This is a genomic window from Paraburkholderia sp. BR10882, from assembly GCF_040948855.1.
GTDB classification, from domain to species: domain Bacteria; phylum Pseudomonadota; class Gammaproteobacteria; order Burkholderiales; family Burkholderiaceae; genus Paraburkholderia; species Paraburkholderia nodosa_A.
The window spans coordinates 127,199-142,492 of the sequence record NZ_JBFPKP010000015.1 but is presented as its reverse complement, the minus strand read 5'-3'; the positions used below and the strand labels follow the sequence as shown (position 1 = coordinate 142,492).

Sequence of the window (15,294 nt, the reverse complement as noted above, 5' to 3'; positions counted from 1 at the left end):
GTGATTCAGGCGAAGAGTCCGAAAGCCCAGCCGGCGAGCACGAGTGCCGAACCCACGCCGGCCACCTTCGCGATGCCGCCGCCGAAGTCATGAATCCAGTCGGCCTTGTTGGACCAGCACTGGACCCCAACCCACAGCAGATACGAACCAGCCATCACGCCACAGAATCCGTAAAACCATAGCGTGAAGGTGTTGGCCGCCGACGTGCCCGCTGCCAGGCCACCGCCCGCCCGGGCTCCGCGGGCGGCCATCGACATGACCACGGCGCCGATGCGCCCGGCATTCCTGCCACGCAAACGCACCAAAGCCGCGGCACGGCCGGTCAAGGGTTCGAGAAGAATCTTCTTCATCTGCCTGCTCCGTCAAAAATCGCCCAGGGCGTCCCAGGCTGGATGGTGATTGACCTGTTGGGCGTGCTCGGCCCCGGTGTCGGTGCTCACTGAGTCATCGGCCCGCCGCACACGGGCCGGGTGCACTACTGCGCGCGATGCTGTATGCACAACGGGTGCCTTGCCCTCCGGTACGACAGCGATCGGCGGCACGACAGCAGCGCTGGCTTCGCTATCGGGGACGTTCGCAGCCACGCGCTGGACATAACTCGTGCCACCCACATCCGGTTTGAAGCCGCGCGTGAAATTGCCGCTGTAGTAACAGCTAAGCGCCGCACGCACGGCATCCTGCGGCACGCGTCCGCCGGCGGCCGCGCGGGTGTAGCATTCGGCGAGGATGGCGCCGCCCGCCCGCAGGTTCGCGCACGGATCGAACGCGGTTTCAGGGGTAAGGCCATAGATCCGCAGGTTCGCGCGATTGACCTGGGCCAGGCCCATGCTGTAGTTCCAGCCAGCCGCCTCAAGCGCGCGCACGGTCGCCACCGCCTCGTCGCGGTTGCGCGGTTGGCGCACCAGGTGGCCGCCGACCACGCCGATGGCGAAGGGATTGAAACCGGATTCGGCTCTGACGAGCGCCTGCAGGGTGGTCGGATAGACGGCCGGGGCGCATTGCTGCGCGAGCATCGCGAAGTCGACTGGCATCATGACCGCTCCGTTGCGGGCCCAAACACGAGGCGGGCTTTCATGTGGCGCCTCGGTCGCGCCTGAGCCGACGCGCGACGCCTACAGCGACGGCAACCGCGACCGCAGGCAGTTGGGGCGTCACCCGCTTTGCAGCCGTACCGCCCATGCCCGAGTCGAGAGCGGCCGGAACAATGGCCGATAGCGACAGCCCCTGCATCCGCTGGTCGACCCAGCGTACGTAGTGTTCGAGAAGCCAGCCCGGACCGCCGCAGCCCCAATCGGCGAGCACGCCCAGCTGCAACAGGCCAATTGAGCCCCGTTTTACAAGACGATCTCCAAAGAGGTTCCGCATGGCTCACCCCCCTCGCTTCTCGCGCGGCCAACCGCGCCTGTAGGCAACGCAGCCGATCGCGGCCCAACCCAAACCCACGATCGCCACCGCAAACAGATCACGCGGCGATGAATGCCGCTCAACCAACCAGTACGCGAAGCCAAGGAAAGACGTCACCGCCACGAACAGCAGCAGTGCGCACACGCCCTTTTGAATCAACCCGAAAACTGCGCCCATTTCCGTGCCCTCCGATGTGGTCAGTTCCCACGGGCACGCCATCGGCCCGGGGAGCCCTTCCTGCTATCTCTCCTGTCCAGCATCACACACGCGAACGAAGCCGCGACAGGCCAACTCGTGCATTGGCTGGTCGAAGAAGCGGCGAGTTGCGATTTCGACGTGCGATGCGCATACGGATGAGCTGCACACACCATTTCGACTGGCGCACAGACCTCACTCAGGTTTCCTTATCATATAAGTAGGACTGCTTTATATATAGCGACTGAAGATTCGCACTGCACTCTCATTCGATGGAGATCACTCAATGGCAACAGCGAAGGCCGTGCGCGTTTGCCGCGATGCGCGGACCGTAGTTCGTGCCGTCAGCTTCAGCAACGAAGCCCGCTTGAAGTCGCCGCTTTAGTTGCTCACCGTCGCCTACCCCTCCCTTTCCGGTGGTACTGCGTCAGATACGGGCGGCCGCACAATGAGCATGTCCTCAACTTGCCTTTGGACCGTTCCGGCAACACTCCGCTTACGATAGATTGGGCGGCGTCTGCGTTGATTCCCTCAGCTTGATACCGGGACGCCGCATCGATCGAATTCATGCCGAACCTCTTCCAGGGTTTTGAGTGCCATTCAAGCCCCTCTATACTGAGCAAGTTTGATCACATTTGCAGAATATAGGCACGTTTGTGCCACTTGTCAATTTTAAGAACATTTATGCCAGAAACCTTTGGCTCGCGACTTATTGCGGAACGCGAACGGCTCGGATTTTCCCAAGGCGAGATGCATGCAATTTCCGGCGTCAGTCGTCGTGCGCAATTCAACTACGAACAGGGCGTGCGTCTGCCTGATGTCGGCTATCTGGCGGCTCTCGCTCAGCGCGGCTTCGACATTCTGTACCTGGTGACGGGAACCCGTGTGATGCGCCACGGCGCTGTCGATGAACATATGCTGTGCCGCGTCCTCGTCTCGGTCGATATCGCGCTTGAAAAGCGTCCCATCGACACAGAGAAAAAGTCCAAACTGGTCGCCCTCATTTACCAAAGTGCCGCCGACTCCGGTCAGGTCGATCAGTTGCTCGTCAAGAAAGCAATCGATCTCGCCTTTTAGGCGACCTCGCTTTTCACGCGTGCTCCGAAACGTGCCGCGTAGTCTGCGGCGCCCTGACAGCAATGCAGGCGTCGCGTAAGGCATCGCCGATCTGGTTCGCAAACGCCACAGCGTGGGCACCGTCCCCGTGAAGGCACAGTGTCCCTGGCTGAATTTTGATGCAGCGGCCATCGATTGCCTTGATCCGGCCATCACGCACCATGCCCAGCGCCTGCTGACACGCCGCTACATCGCTATCCAACACGGCATTCGCCTGCGATCGCGGCACAAGCTTGCCTTCCGGGGTGTATGCGCGATCAGCAAAGCCTTCGTCAACTGCAAGCAATCCCGCTTCACGGGCCAGGCGGACGAGCAGACCACCAGCGAGTCCGTAGATAAGCAGCCCCGGGTCGTAGTCTTTTATCGCCTGCACGATGGCGACGGCGAGCTCGTCGTTTACCTCAGCCATGTTGTAGAGTGCCCCATGAGGCTTCACGTGCACCAGGCGGCCGTTGAGGCCCGCCACGACAGCCGCCAACGCACCCACTTGATACTGCACGCCGGCATAAACTTCGTCAGCCGGTAGGTACATCGGTGCGCGGCCGAAGTTCTCGCGATCAGGAAAGCTCGGGTGCGCTCCAATTGCGACGCCTTGTCGAATCGCCTCTGTTGTGACCCGTCGCATCGTCAGAGGGTCGCCAGCATGCCAGCCGCAGGCGATGTTGACCGAACTCGCGAGCTTGATCAGCTCGAAGTCATGCTCAAACCCTTCGCCGAGATCGACGTTCAGATCGATTGACTTTGCATTCATTTCTTCCCTCACATCAACTCTTACAGTACTTTCGCAGTGCGTATCAACCGAAATCGCACCATCACCAAACACCTCATTCCTCGAGTTGCACACCTCGCTGCCGCGACAACGAAAACAATCCTGGCTCGTTTATTCATCCCAGACCGCCGCGTCGAGTGTTTCCACCACTCCCGGCCGGCACCCAGTGCCGGCCGGAGCAGTCTGACGATTAATGTAGGCATCAAGAATGGCCTGACCAGCTGGCCCCACCCTACCCAGCCACTCGCGCGCCCTAGCCCGGCCTTCGTTCTGCAGCGTCGCGCGCAGCTCTGGCGAAATCGGATCCTCGATGACCACGCCGTTATTCCTCATGTGCGCATAGTTGATCGCCATCCGTTCAGGAAGTGCTTGCCATTCCGCACTCTGCACACCACGAGCAGCAGCTGTGATTTGCCGCTGCCGCTGGGCCGACTGCGCTTTGAAGCGGCTCTCGCTCATCACAAGAAACGAAACCGGGAAGGCGTATCGAACTGCAGCGAAATTCGGAAGTATGCCGGCGAGGGTGTTACCGACCGATCCGTCCCCGGAAGACAGCACTGCATTGATACCACCCTCGCCAACTAACGACTTGACCTGCTCCATAGGCAAACTGGCCGCCTGTGCACCCACGTTGCCCAGCACGGTCGCCGACGTTTCGTCATAGGTACGAACTTTCAGATGCGTGATATCGCTCGCGTTCTTGAGAGGCGTGAGCGACCAGAGCCCCGTGGGCGGCCAGGGCGACACCACCAGCAGATGCAAACCGACTTTCGCAAGCACGCGACGATAGGCTGGCTCCGCAATGCACGCCAATGCTTTCGCGTCCGCTTCGCTACGCGCAAGAAATGGCAACGTTGACAGTTCGAACAGCGGATCGAGGGCGGCCAGATTGCCACCGAAGATGTCTGCTGCGTCGACATCGCCCGCTCGTACGTCGTCGACCAGCTGTGCCGCGCGCCTGCTTGTCCGATACTGGATGTGCGGCGCTATGTAACCTTGCGTTTCCGTTGCGACGTGTTCGGCGAACGAGCGAAGACCGTGGCCTGATACGGTGTCCTCAGGGTATGACGTGACCATCGACCAGTACACTTGCTTATCTCCGAGAGCTGCGCGTGACTCACCAGCGACCAGCAGGCACGCTACCGCGAAGCAAACGGATCGAGCGAGAATCGTAGTTTTCATCGTCAGGAATAGAAGAACCGGCTCGCAAACTTGGAGTCAATTTAGCCGACAAGCCTGCGTAAATTCCACTTTCTATTTTCTATTCCCAACACCTGAAAAATGTGATAACCCTATATGCGCGACCAATTGTTTAGTTAATCAATCCGCATTTAAAAGCAAGTGCTACCGCTTCCTTGATGTGAGAGACACCCATTTTTCGAGTAATCCTTGGGTATACGACCTGTCTGACGTGGCGCGCACGCATATCCAGTGCGGTAGCGATCGTCTCTGCAGAGCTGTCCTTCCAATGCAATAAGGCACGCAACACGGTCAACTCCTCACCAACGAGTTGAAACTGTCCTGCAAACTCGCGCAGCTGATTCAGCCGCCAGTCCGACAGGGCGCCAGCGGCGCTACGCCACCTGTTCTGATTGCGCGAAAGGATCCCATCGCCATCGGCGCAGTTCGCCCCGACAGCTGCCTGCAGAATTGTTAATGTCGATCTCGCGGGCTCGTGCACTGGACACGTGAGCATGCTGTACAAACCATGGCCCTGCGCTTCCTGAAGTAACCAGTGTTCTGTCGCTCCGTTTTGAAGATCAGATGTCGTTACCGGAGATGCGTTTCGCTTCGCATATTCGAGCAATGGGTCATTCATGTAGCCCGATCGATACACGTACTTCTGCATCCAAGCAGGATCGCATCCGACGAGATACCGATGCTCCGCCCTGTCGCCACGACTATCGAAATCGATCCAGGTGATGCAGTATTGTTCAGCACCAAGCGAACTAGAAAGGTCATCCAACAGCGCTGCGAGATCGTATTCATTGGTGCAGGCAGGCATGCTTGCCAGCACATCGTCGACGCTCACGGATCGAACGCGCCGTGGCGGGCGCTTCCTCCCATTGAACGTCTGTCGGCACGCACTCTTGATCGCATCGTAGGCCGGCGCGAGAATGTCGCCCCACGGATCAGCGCCCGAAAATTCCTGCAGCGCCCGCTCGCCCCGCAGCGGTAGAAGGAGCGTAAGACTCACATCATCCGGACGGGAGATCACGCGCTCGAGGATCAAGCGTCCCTCGCCATAATCCCGCAGGCGCAAAATGACGCTATCCGACCCGCCCCTCTCACGTCGTTGATACACGACGTTCGCGCGAGCATTTGGTAACTTTTCGACCACCGAGCCGAACATTACTGACCTACCTTGAGCATTGCCGTTAGTTCAGTGATCGGTGCCGGACGACCATAAAGGTATCCTTGAAGTGACACGTCCTTGAAACGCGATAACCATGCTGCCTGCTCCCGGGTCTCGACACCTTCAACCACCAACGATAGCCCGACGTCCCGCGCAAGCCGAACAAGATTTTCAACCAGGGCCGCTGCCATCTTCTGGCCCGGCGCCGCTTCGGTGAATTGCCGGTCGACCTTGATACCGTCGACGGTCTGCGAGGTCAGATGCGATAGCGACGATTGACCGGTGCCAAAATCATCCAGCACAACCCTGACGCCCAGTCGGCGAATATCCTGAAGCCGTGATCGCAGTTCGCGGCTTCCGGAAAGCACCGCCGTTTCGGTTATCTCGAGCTGGAGTACATCGGGATCCATCAGATTGTCGTTAAGGCATTCCTTGATGGTGTGCGCCAACCCTCCCCGGGCGAGTTGAACCGGCGACACATTGACCGACAGAAAGAGCCGGTTGTCACTCGCTTCCTGCCAGGCCTGGAACTCGCGGCACGCCTGCCGCAAGACGTACTCACCAAGTTGCACTATCAGACTGGAGGATTCCGCGAGGGGGATGAACTGGTCGGGTTTCAATACGCCCTTCTGCGGATGCCTCCATCGGACAAGCGCCTCTACGCCGCGTAGCGTACCTTCGACGCTAACAATCGGTTGATAGAGCACGAAAAATTCACGATTGGTGATTGCGTATTGCAACGCCTGCTGTCGCTCGATCAGCGATAGCGCGCGATCCGAAAGGTCACGGGTATAGACATGAAACCGACTTTCCCCGCCCTGGCGACCACGTTCTTTGGCCGCATACATCGCCAGGTCTGCTTTCGACAGTAGTCCAAATTCGCTGTCATCCGGATCGCTATGCAAGGCAATACCGATGCTGACGTTGACGGTGTAGTCGTGACCACGCATGACGAATACACGTTTGAACGCCTGAATGATATCGACAGCTATCCGTTCGGCGTGCGCGAGTGCGTGCTCGCCTCGCAGGACGTACGCGAACTCGTCGCCACCTATCCGCGCCAGCAAATCTTCTGATGTCGCACACTCTTGAAGACGAAAGGCAACGTTACGCAACAGGTCGTCCCCAACCTTATGCCCCAACGTATCGTTGATGACCTTGAAGTTATCCAGGTCGACGTATAGGAGCCCTACCATGCCTGGTTCTTCATTGCGCATCCATCGGCGCGCGGTTTGCAGCATGAGGTGCCGATTCGGCAGTCCAGTTAGTGAGTCCGTCTCGGCCAGTTTCCGAAATCGACAGGTCACTACCACCTGCCAAGCAGCAGCAGCCAAAAGCGACAGGCTCAAAAAGGAGGCGATCGCACAGTAGAGCACCTTGGCTCGGCGATACGGAGCCAGTGCGTCCTCGGCCGAAACGCCCGCGACTACTGAGACGGGATACGCAGACAGATGGCGATATGAAACTACACGCTGAACGCCATCCACCGGATCCTTAACAACCTTTCCCTTCGCTCCGGTCATTGCCGAATAGGCCGAGGCGGGTGGCCCATTGGGCGACGCGGGCGCCCCACCGGCCAGTCGCGATAGCAAATAGCCGTTGTCGGACAGCACAGTCAGCATCCCGTGGAGGCCAAGGCCATCAAGGTTGTAGAACCCGTCAGTCAGAAAATTTGGATCTTCTGAGACAACGACCACCCCTGCGAATGTACCGTCAAGATGATTGAGTCGGCGGGTGAACTGAAGGGTCCAGTGTGACGAAACGCGTCCGAGCACTGGCTGGCTGATATAGAGCCCGATGTTCCCTTTCTCATGAACCCGGAAGTGCAGCCGATCTGATAGGTTCACGGCGCGCGCGTCCGGCGTCGTTGTTTGCACAACCTGCCCCGCCGCGTCGACGATCGTTACCTGTAACGCTGTATCGGCCGAGACAAGCCCTCGCTGCTTGTAGTCGGAGAGCGAAAATGTCGCCGGCGAACGCTCGTACTCATACCTGACCCACTGCACGACTACATCGGCGTCGTGAACAGTTTTTGCGATGTGCGCCGCGAAGGCGCTGGCCAGCCGTGAACTCGTGACGGCCGCGGCGGTATGGGCCTGCTCACCCTCGTCGTGAATACGTTGAACGGTAACTGCCCAGATAGACGCAATTAACACCAGCGCGACAAGCGGGAACGTGAAAGTGCGGTCCGCGTAGGCGCTCAAAACTTCGGCCAGACGACCAGGAGCCAAGGCAGCTCTCTGCAATTTCGACAAGGCCATCGCTGGTTCCCCTAAGACTTCAACGACACGAATAGTCTGAGGAAGAACCTGTTCAAATCGTGGAACGGTTACAAACTGTTTCTCATTATGTGAAATGGATATCTACTGCTCCCGCGGTCTTTCACGCCGCCGGCAAGGCGGCTAGTACCGCTGACGACGGCGCGCGCCGGCCAATGTTCTGCTGCCGGAATGGGTCATGTGACGGCCGCCGCAAGTTCGCCCGTCCCGTCGGCAGTTTCCGGAGACCGCCACCCAGCGATCATGCACCACACATGGGCGCGCGGGAACGCTACAAATTACGTTCTTTTTGCTACAACGTGCAGGCGAATGGGGACAAAAGCACTGTCGCCCATCGGTCAAGGTCGGAATGGCGAACGGGCCACGCGCCGGCACCCTGCTTTTCGTGAAACATTCCTCGGCGATCACTGTGCGAGCCTTGCCAGACAACGATTTTCGCCGACACGGCATGCGCCATGGAATGTTTCACGGGGACGACAGATTGGCCCTATTATCGCCTGAAGGTTCCCTAGGTTTCTTCGGCCCTCATCGCGATCGGGTTTCGCAAAGTGCCGCCTAGAGCGGATCTCAACAACCCGTTTTTGTCGTTCATCGCAGATTACCGGAGAACGCAGCCCAAGTCAGAAGGACTCCTGAATGATGTTTGATGCTTGATGCGAACCGGACGATCCTGACGGGTGTGGAACAACCGGGTATCTGCGGAGGCCCCTGTATGCGAACCACCCTCGATATAGATGACGACGTGCTCGCCCTCGCCCGCGCGCGCGCCGACCGCGAGCACGTGTCGATCGGCCGCGTCATCTCGCAGCTCGCCCGCACGGCGCTGCAGCGCCCTTCAGCCGCAACCACCACGCGCGACGGCCTGCCGGTATTGCCATGCTCACGCCGCCGGCTCCGTCACGCCCGAACCCGTCAACCAGATGCCGCGACGAGGCACCCTGATGGCGTATCTGCTTGACATCAACGTACTGATTGCGCTGCTCGACGCCGGGCACGTACAGCGCGAAGCTGCACACGAATCGTTCGGTCGGGTCAACCACCCGGCGTGGGCAACCTGCCCGTTGATCGAAAACGGCGTGCGCATCATCGCGCTACCCGAAAGCAATTGAGACGTCGGCCGCGGTCGCGCCACTCGTCGCAAAGCTGCGCGCTCATCCTGGCCACATCTTTTGGTCCAACGGCCTGAGCCTGCTCGATCGGGAGCACGTCGACGCGAGCCGCATCCTCGCGACCGACCAGGTGACCGACACGTACCTGCTCGCGATCGCGCGCCTGCATGACGGCGCCTTGGGCACCTTCGACCGCCGGCTGGTGGTCGATGCGGTGCCGGACGGTGCGCGCCACCTAGAAGTTATTAGTTGATGCTGGCGTGGAGGCTTGATGAATGATATTTCCTGCTCATGCCAAACGATCATCTCCGGGCCGACACCACGATTCGCACCCGCACACCGCAGGCAAGACTGAACCGCGGCATCTCGGCCGCCCCGACCGCCGGCTGCGCGCAACCATCCCCGCGCAAAACAGGCTGCTAACGACTTGCAGATCGCCTCGCACGGCTCACGGTAAATGCCGGCACCGCCTTCTCCGGTCAGTCTCAACGACATCATGCAAGGTTGCCGGCGCGCTGAACCGGCGGGTCTCTGATACGCCAAGCCAGAAGCTCCACGGGCCCGCATGGCGTCGCCGACACCGTGCCGGCGAAGGGCCGGCGGCGGCGCTTTGAATTAGCGTTTGGCGGACGGCGATGCACTAGGTGGGCGCGCCTAGCGATCGACCTCAAGTCAGGATGACGGGAACACTGGAGGCCATGGATACTGGCGTTCGAGTTGCTTGGCGTGTTCTTCCGTCACATGGTCCATTCGACGGAACGTCTTTCAGACAGGCAGGCCTCGTTTAAGCCTATTCTCATTCAGGCAACACCTAACCTGCAGTTGGCGTAAGCACAGGTCGCCAAAGTGTCGGTACTACTGACACATCACGACGTCGCCTGAGCCATGGCCGCTATCCGGAGGTTCAGCGTGTCAGTAATACTGACACCTCGACATCCGCTCGAGGTACAACGTGCAGCGCGGGTCAAGCCGCACCGAAAGACCGAAGTGTCGGTACTACTGACACCGCACGACGTCGCCCGAGCCATGGCGCTATCCTGACACCTTGACGTCCGTTCGAGGTACAACGTGCGGTGCGGGTCAGGTCGGAACGAAAGGCCGAAGTGTCGGTACTACTGACACCGCACGACGTCGTCCGAGCCGTGGGGCCATGTCGGGTTCAGCGCGTCGAAACCTCGCGGGCACGCGCTCTCCGAGCGCTCCCTGTAACTTCCCTTATTGCCGACACTCTAGTGTTACGGGCGTATCGCTTTGGGGACGAAAAAAACCCGCAAAGTTGCGGGCTTCTGTCCAATAAGTTCGATTACTGCTGCGCGCTTGGTTCTTCCCTGTAAAGCTCGCTGATAAGTTGCCGGATTCGAGTCTCTTGAATTTCGCTAAGGGACCCGGTCTTGATTTTGACGGTGAACGAGTTCACGTCCTTCGTAATGCTCCCGGCCTGTTCCTTTCCCGAAAAGAACTTCGCGATACTCCGCTCGCGGGCCGCCGCTCTCGAACCCTGACGGGTGGCCTGCGCTACGATCGCGGCAGCATATCGTCCCTGAAGAATTTCTCCTTTGACAACGTCTGGCCACAAGTCCTTTGCCGCAGCCAAACCGGCAGCGCCATGCTTTTTGATAGCCGACACAATTTCTTCTGCAGCATTGCACCCAAGCAGCGCGGGCTGCAAGTCCAATTGATCCTTAATGAAATCAGGCAGCTTGTCGAACGCCAAGAACTGATACAGTCCGGTGCGAGACATACCGAGGGACTCGGCGAGCCGCTTTCGATTCGGAAACTCTGCTTCCGCACGACGCAGCGAAATCGCAATTTCATAATCGGCTAGGTTGGACCGCCCGATGTTCTCTACCAACGCAAGAACAACCATGTCCTCATCAGAGCAGTCGACTATGACCGCCTTGATTTGCTCCATGCCCAACATCTTGTGCGCACGCAATCGCCGCTCGCCAGCGACCAGCTGGTAGACGGAATCAACGCGCCGCACCGCCACCGGCTGAACCAACCCCTTTTCGCGAATAGACTCGGCAAGATCCGAAAGCTCGGCCTCGGCAAAGATCCGCCGCGGTTGCCATGGATTAGGCACAACCTCCGCAACAGGAATCGTTGCCTGGCCACCACTCGCTTCCAACTCTTGAATTTTGAGTTGTGCGGCTGCCAACGCCCCTGCCATCCCAGGCCCTGTCTTCGGCTTCTCGACCGCGAGCTTGGTCGCGTCCATCTCATCGTCAGAGATTGAGGACGTCTTCCGGAGGTTGGCGGTTTGGAGAGCCATACGGTCACGAATACTGCTCATTGTGCGAGACTCCATTCGTCGATGTACATGTTGTCAATCCACCTGCAGTATTCAACCAGTGGTTGGCGTACACGCTGCACCGTCTTTGAGACCCCGTCGGATTTGCTGAGGTCAAACACTGTCGAGAGCGCGAGCGCGCCGTTGCTCATCACCGAACTCGCGGGAATCTCGGTGGTGGTCAGCCAGTCTTCGTAGGCGCGTTGCGTCCACGAGCGTACGATGGGTGCTGACGACGTCGGGCTTGTATCCACCTTCGACAGAATCACGGAGATGAAGTCGTAGACCTTGTCTGACTCCTTCTCCATGAAGTTCGCGGCAATATCCGAAAACAGCCCCCAGAACGATACCGAGCTGATGAAGTCCAGGCTCTCCGGCACCAAGGGCATCACCATCGAATCAGCTGCCATCAGCGCGTTCAATGTAAGGTAGGAGAGGGAGGGAGCTGTGTCCAGAATGATGTAGTCGTACTTCTTGCGCAGCGGCTCCAGGCCTTTGCGCAGGATTGCCCAAAACTGATAGCTCGGGCGAGTCTTAAGCATCGAGGGGATGAAGAACTCAGCACTGAACAGCGATGGATGCGCGGGAATTACATCCAGCCCGTCCCAGTAAGTTTCCTTGATGGCAGATTCCAGTCCGCCTTCCATCTCCTCGTTATAGATAAAAGGCAGAACGGTCGAATCCTCGTCGACCTCGTTCTCGGCATAGAGTCCACAGAGTTCGGACAGAGAGGCCTGCGGGTCCAAGTCAACCACGAGCACCTTCCGTCCGCGCAACGACAACCCTTGCGAGATGCACATCGTCGTCGTTGTCTTCGTCGACCCACCCTTGAAGTTGGCAACCAGAAGAATCTTGCCGTCGGCGTCGCGACCAGTCACGAGCGGCGACTGATAGATTTCCGACAACTGTTGTACGTAGGTACGCGCCTCGGCCAAGGTGAACAGGCGGCTACGGCCCGTGCCGTGCGCAACGCCCGGCGGCAACGCGCTTCCTTCCCGCGTCGCTTGGTAGTGGAGCTTGGTTCGGTCCAAGCCGCACAGGTCTGCCACTTCGGCAGTCGTAAAGTTTGGCGGCGCCTTTCGCGGCCTCGGCGTGAGGATTTGCTCGCGCAGCTCCGCCGTCAGCCCGTCCAGTTTTTTCGCAAATTTGGCAATCTTCGCCAGGGGAACCTTGCGTGTGATAGCGGGAAATTCGGCTTTAGACATGGTTTTTACACTTTCACCGGAAATCGGGACGAAGCGTAGAATACTCGAAAACATTAGAAAAATCGCTTCCAGATAGTAAGTTTCTTAAATTTTCCACCTAACCCATTGGAAAACAACACAAAAAGATCGAACGAAGCAACGGAAGGGCCAGAATTGGCGGTTCGTGCGCAAGCATTCCGACGTTTCATGGTGAGAAAAATTGTTGAAATTCGCTGGAGGAGTCGGTGGAGGAGGGGTGAAGGTGGGTGAGAAGAATTGTTGAAATCTGCCAATTGATGCGCCCTGCCTCGCACTTTCAACAATTTCTCTCACCATCCAATTGCAGGCATATCGCCTTGGCACACAACGCGAGGCACCTTTGCCTCAGAAACCTCCTCCGCAGCCTGGTCGTAAGTCGCCCGGCAGCCCATAACGTAAGCGTTGAACGCAGGGTCGACGGCAACTTGCCTACAAAAGTGCTCACCATCGTCCACCGGCTATCGACTTATCCACAGATGCCCAGACCGCAACCTGCCGTGCGGCGAGCCTTGTTACGGTTCATGCCGGTAAACCGAGCAGCCCAGCTGCGCTGCGCCACAAAAGCACTCACCATGCTTCAACAAAACGACTCACCCATTTCGAGCGATTTTCGGCCGAGGACCCCGTCAGGTAAGGCTTTCCGCAACCGGGTGCAACATTCAACAAAAATGCTCACCGTCAATCTGCGGCCACAGAATCCCTCACTTTGCGCTGGTAAACTTCTCACGCTCGCAATGGATTTCTCCTCACTTTCGGTCCACAAAAGTCCTCACGTCAGGCACAAAACTGCTCACCTACATGGGACTAACCCATTGTTTTTAAGAATCTTTGTTTTTCGCTGTAGTTTGTTCGTTCGTTTTGCTTTTTAAGAGATTCTGAAAAACATACAACCGTCGCCCCGAGGCTTTCTGCCTCTCGAAAGCAGAAAGGTGAGCAGATTTGTTGAACGGACATGTGCCTAGAGGAAGGTGAGCAGATTTGTTGAAACGGTCCCCGTCATGGTGAGTCTTTTTGTTTTGACATCTCACCTACGTGTGCTACAGTCTGCGCGACCGGCAACTAGGGACAGGCACCTCGATGGCAAACAACATCATGACGCGCGCAACCTCGCGCCAGCTGTCGTTTGAGCTGTTCGAGGAGATGCTCGCCACCGATACGCCAATCAACGAATCGACGAAGGAGATTGGCTATCAGCGTAACAACGTTTTTATCGACATTACCGATGTTGGCATTACAGCCAGGCGATTCCTGGATGCAGCGCACTTCATCGTGGCGCAGGAGCCGACCACCCCGAAGGTTTATGACGTCGAGCTGAGCTACTTCCGATGGCTCATGCGTTATGACAGTTACAACTACAAGCACCTGCGAACAGTGGTGTCCGAGGCTCAAAAAGCCTTAATTCAAGTTTCGGCCTCGCCCCCTGGCAGTACGTCCGCGGAGGACGAGAAGTGGGTGTCCGTACAGCTCATCGGTATCGTGGGTATCGACAAAGGGCGCATCACTTTTGCGGTTCCTGAGCCGCTCATTCCGCACATCAAGGACCCGGTAAAGTCGCACTGGTTGAGTCTGAGAATCACCTCTGCCTTTACGCTTACCTATGCTCGAGCCATTTACGACCACGTCATCGGTTACGTGGCGGAAGGCATAACCGAGTGGATCGAAGTCGATGTGGTACGTGCTTGGCCAGGGAAGGCTGCGTCGACTGCAACCGAATTCAAGTATTTCAAACGCGACAACCTCGACAAGGCGGTTAAGCAGATAAACGCAGTCTCGGACATCGATCTGAGCTACGAGACTCGCACCGTGAGCCCGAAGTCGAAAAAGATTGACCGGATTCGTTTCAGGCTGACGCGAAAGGAAACCGCTGGGGCCGTTCGAGCGAGCCTGCTTGGCGCGCAAGAGATATACACGACGCTGAAGAACGAATTCGGTTTCACAGAAAAGCAGTTCAACACCATCTCGCAAAACCGCGCCGTGTGGTCGGATGAGCGTATTCTTCAGGCGATCGAATACACCCGCGCCAAGGTCGACTCCGGCCAAGTCAAGAAGAGTCCGGGCGCCTACCTGCTAAAAGCTATCACCGACGGCTACAAGCTATCGGACGCTGATCGCAAAATGCTAACGGTACAGCAACAGCAGCAGGAACAGGAGAGGGTGGAGTTCAGCGCGAAGCAATTGGCGACAGCGGCCGTCGCCGCAAGCACTGCGGCGGCAGAGGAGCGCAGCAAAACACAGACCGTCGAGAATGCTGACCTCGGCCGTGAGGCGTATCACAAGGCGGACGGTAAGGCGCAAAAAGACTTCATGCGTTCCTTTATCGCCTCCGCGGCCGGTAAACTGGCCATCAAGCGGGTGAAGCTCAACCCGGCGACGATTCATGAGTCGGACGTGCTGGCGCATAAGGATCTATCCTTTGCGCTCTACTCGTTCGTGTTTCTGCGCACCAAAGCGAAGGCCGCCTCCAAGGCTTAACGGTACGCGAGCTCTCGGCTTTACACCTTGTAGACCTGCTCAGCATCTCCCGCTAGCTCGCTAGCTCGCATTCGCGGTTGT

General features: G+C 58.2%; 13 protein-coding genes. 4 read left to right on the top strand and 9 right to left on the bottom strand.

Annotated elements, in window-relative coordinates; all coding sequences use genetic code 11:
- Positions 1-5 precede the first annotated feature (5 nt).
- From AB3X99_RS30195 to AB3X99_RS30185, 3 genes are all read right to left on the bottom strand, one after another.
- On the bottom strand, positions 6-350 hold the full coding sequence (locus tag AB3X99_RS30195; protein ID WP_028215745.1) for a hypothetical protein: 345 nt from the start codon (positions 348-350) through the stop codon (positions 6-8).
- Positions 351-362: 12 nt separating this feature from the next.
- On the bottom strand, positions 363-1,034 hold the full coding sequence (locus tag AB3X99_RS30190) for a lytic transglycosylase domain-containing protein (RefSeq protein ID WP_069268379.1): 672 nt from the start codon (positions 1,032-1,034) through the stop codon (positions 363-365).
- 334 nt (positions 1,035-1,368) lie between these two features.
- Positions 1,369-1,581 carry a hypothetical protein gene (locus AB3X99_RS30185; protein ID WP_141710878.1) on the bottom strand — a complete coding sequence of 71 codons (213 nt, stop codon included), beginning with the start codon at positions 1,579-1,581 and terminating at the stop codon, positions 1,369-1,371.
- Positions 1,582-2,283: 702 nt separating this feature from the next.
- On the opposite strand from AB3X99_RS30185, the gene AB3X99_RS30180 reads away from it, so the two are divergent.
- A complete protein-coding gene (locus AB3X99_RS30180) occupies positions 2,284-2,676 on the top strand; it encodes a helix-turn-helix domain-containing protein (protein WP_069268382.1) in 393 nt (130 codons plus the stop codon).
- Positions 2,677-2,689: 13 nt separating this feature from the next.
- Here the strand turns inward: AB3X99_RS30180 and pxpA are convergent, their stop codons facing one another.
- The 4 genes from pxpA to AB3X99_RS30160 form a co-directional block, all read right to left on the bottom strand.
- Positions 2,690-3,466: a 5-oxoprolinase subunit PxpA gene (pxpA, locus tag AB3X99_RS30175; protein ID WP_368618992.1), complete on the bottom strand. Its 777-nt coding sequence runs from the start codon at positions 3,464-3,466 to the stop codon at positions 2,690-2,692.
- Between the two features lie 129 nt (positions 3,467-3,595).
- Positions 3,596-4,573 carry a TRAP transporter substrate-binding protein DctP gene (dctP, locus tag AB3X99_RS30170; protein WP_342922162.1) on the bottom strand — a complete coding sequence of 326 codons (978 nt, stop codon included), beginning with the start codon at positions 4,571-4,573 and terminating at the stop codon, positions 3,596-3,598.
- A gap of 223 nt (positions 4,574-4,796) precedes the next feature.
- Positions 4,797-5,837, bottom strand: a complete 1,041-nt coding sequence (locus AB3X99_RS30165; RefSeq protein ID WP_069268385.1) for an autoinducer binding domain-containing protein — start codon at positions 5,835-5,837, stop codon at positions 4,797-4,799.
- Complete coding sequence (locus AB3X99_RS30160) at positions 5,837-8,101, bottom strand: EAL domain-containing protein (RefSeq protein WP_368618991.1); 2,265 nt, start codon at positions 8,099-8,101, stop codon at positions 5,837-5,839. Before AB3X99_RS30160 ends, AB3X99_RS30165 begins: the two co-directional genes overlap by 1 nt.
- A 959-nt stretch (positions 8,102-9,060) precedes the next feature.
- Here AB3X99_RS30160 and AB3X99_RS30155 point away from each other — a divergent pair.
- Both AB3X99_RS30155 and AB3X99_RS30150 read left to right on the top strand, forming a co-directional pair.
- Entirely contained in the window at positions 9,061-9,228 is a 168-nt protein-coding gene (locus AB3X99_RS30155; protein WP_368618990.1) for a hypothetical protein, read from the top strand.
- 130 nt (positions 9,229-9,358) lie between these two features.
- The gene (locus AB3X99_RS30150; protein WP_368618989.1) at positions 9,359-9,481 is read left to right on the top strand and encodes a hypothetical protein; all 123 of its coding nucleotides are present in this window, start codon (positions 9,359-9,361) and stop codon (positions 9,479-9,481) included.
- A 1,050-nt stretch (positions 9,482-10,531) separates the two neighbouring features.
- Here AB3X99_RS30150 and AB3X99_RS30145 read toward each other — a convergent pair.
- Positions 10,532-11,521: a ParB/RepB/Spo0J family partition protein gene (locus AB3X99_RS30145; protein ID WP_069268387.1), complete on the bottom strand. Its 990-nt coding sequence runs from the start codon at positions 11,519-11,521 to the stop codon at positions 10,532-10,534.
- On the bottom strand, positions 11,518-12,723 hold the full coding sequence (locus AB3X99_RS30140) for a ParA family protein (RefSeq protein ID WP_069268410.1): 1,206 nt from the start codon (positions 12,721-12,723) through the stop codon (positions 11,518-11,520). The genes AB3X99_RS30145 and AB3X99_RS30140 overlap by 4 nt, the downstream gene beginning before the upstream one ends.
- A gap of 1,095 nt (positions 12,724-13,818) precedes the next feature.
- Here AB3X99_RS30140 and AB3X99_RS30135 point away from each other — a divergent pair.
- Positions 13,819-15,213 (top strand): replication initiation protein, encoded by a 1,395-nt coding sequence (locus AB3X99_RS30135; protein ID WP_368618988.1) that lies wholly within the window; start codon positions 13,819-13,821, stop codon positions 15,211-15,213.
- Positions 15,214-15,294: the final 81 nt, after the last annotated feature.

Bases quoted from the DNA above. Each gene is read 5' to 3' on its own strand.
- pxpA (WP_368618992.1), bottom strand. From the start codon at position 3,466: ATGAATGCAAAGTCAATCGATCTGAACGTCGATCTCGGCGAAGGGTTT.
- AB3X99_RS30195 (WP_028215745.1), bottom strand. From the start codon at position 350: ATGAAGAAGATTCTTCTCGAACCCTTGACCGGCCGTGCCGCGGCTTTG.
- AB3X99_RS30180 (WP_069268382.1), top strand. From the start codon at position 2,284: ATGCCAGAAACCTTTGGCTCGCGACTTATTGCGGAACGCGAACGGCTC.
- AB3X99_RS30145 (WP_069268387.1), bottom strand. From the start codon at position 11,521: ATGAGCAGTATTCGTGACCGTATGGCTCTCCAAACCGCCAACCTCCGG.
- AB3X99_RS30140 (WP_069268410.1), bottom strand. From the start codon at position 12,723: ATGTCTAAAGCCGAATTTCCCGCTATCACACGCAAGGTTCCCCTGGCG.
- AB3X99_RS30155 (WP_368618990.1), top strand. From the start codon at position 9,061: ATGGCGTATCTGCTTGACATCAACGTACTGATTGCGCTGCTCGACGCC.
- AB3X99_RS30190 (WP_069268379.1), bottom strand. From the start codon at position 1,034: ATGATGCCAGTCGACTTCGCGATGCTCGCGCAGCAATGCGCCCCGGCC.
- AB3X99_RS30160 (WP_368618991.1), bottom strand. From the start codon at position 8,101: ATGGCCTTGTCGAAATTGCAGAGAGCTGCCTTGGCTCCTGGTCGTCTG.
- AB3X99_RS30185 (WP_141710878.1), bottom strand. From the start codon at position 1,581: ATGGGCGCAGTTTTCGGGTTGATTCAAAAGGGCGTGTGCGCACTGCTG.
- AB3X99_RS30135 (WP_368618988.1), top strand. From the start codon at position 13,819: ATGGCAAACAACATCATGACGCGCGCAACCTCGCGCCAGCTGTCGTTT.
- AB3X99_RS30165 (WP_069268385.1), bottom strand. From the start codon at position 5,837: ATGTTCGGCTCGGTGGTCGAAAAGTTACCAAATGCTCGCGCGAACGTC.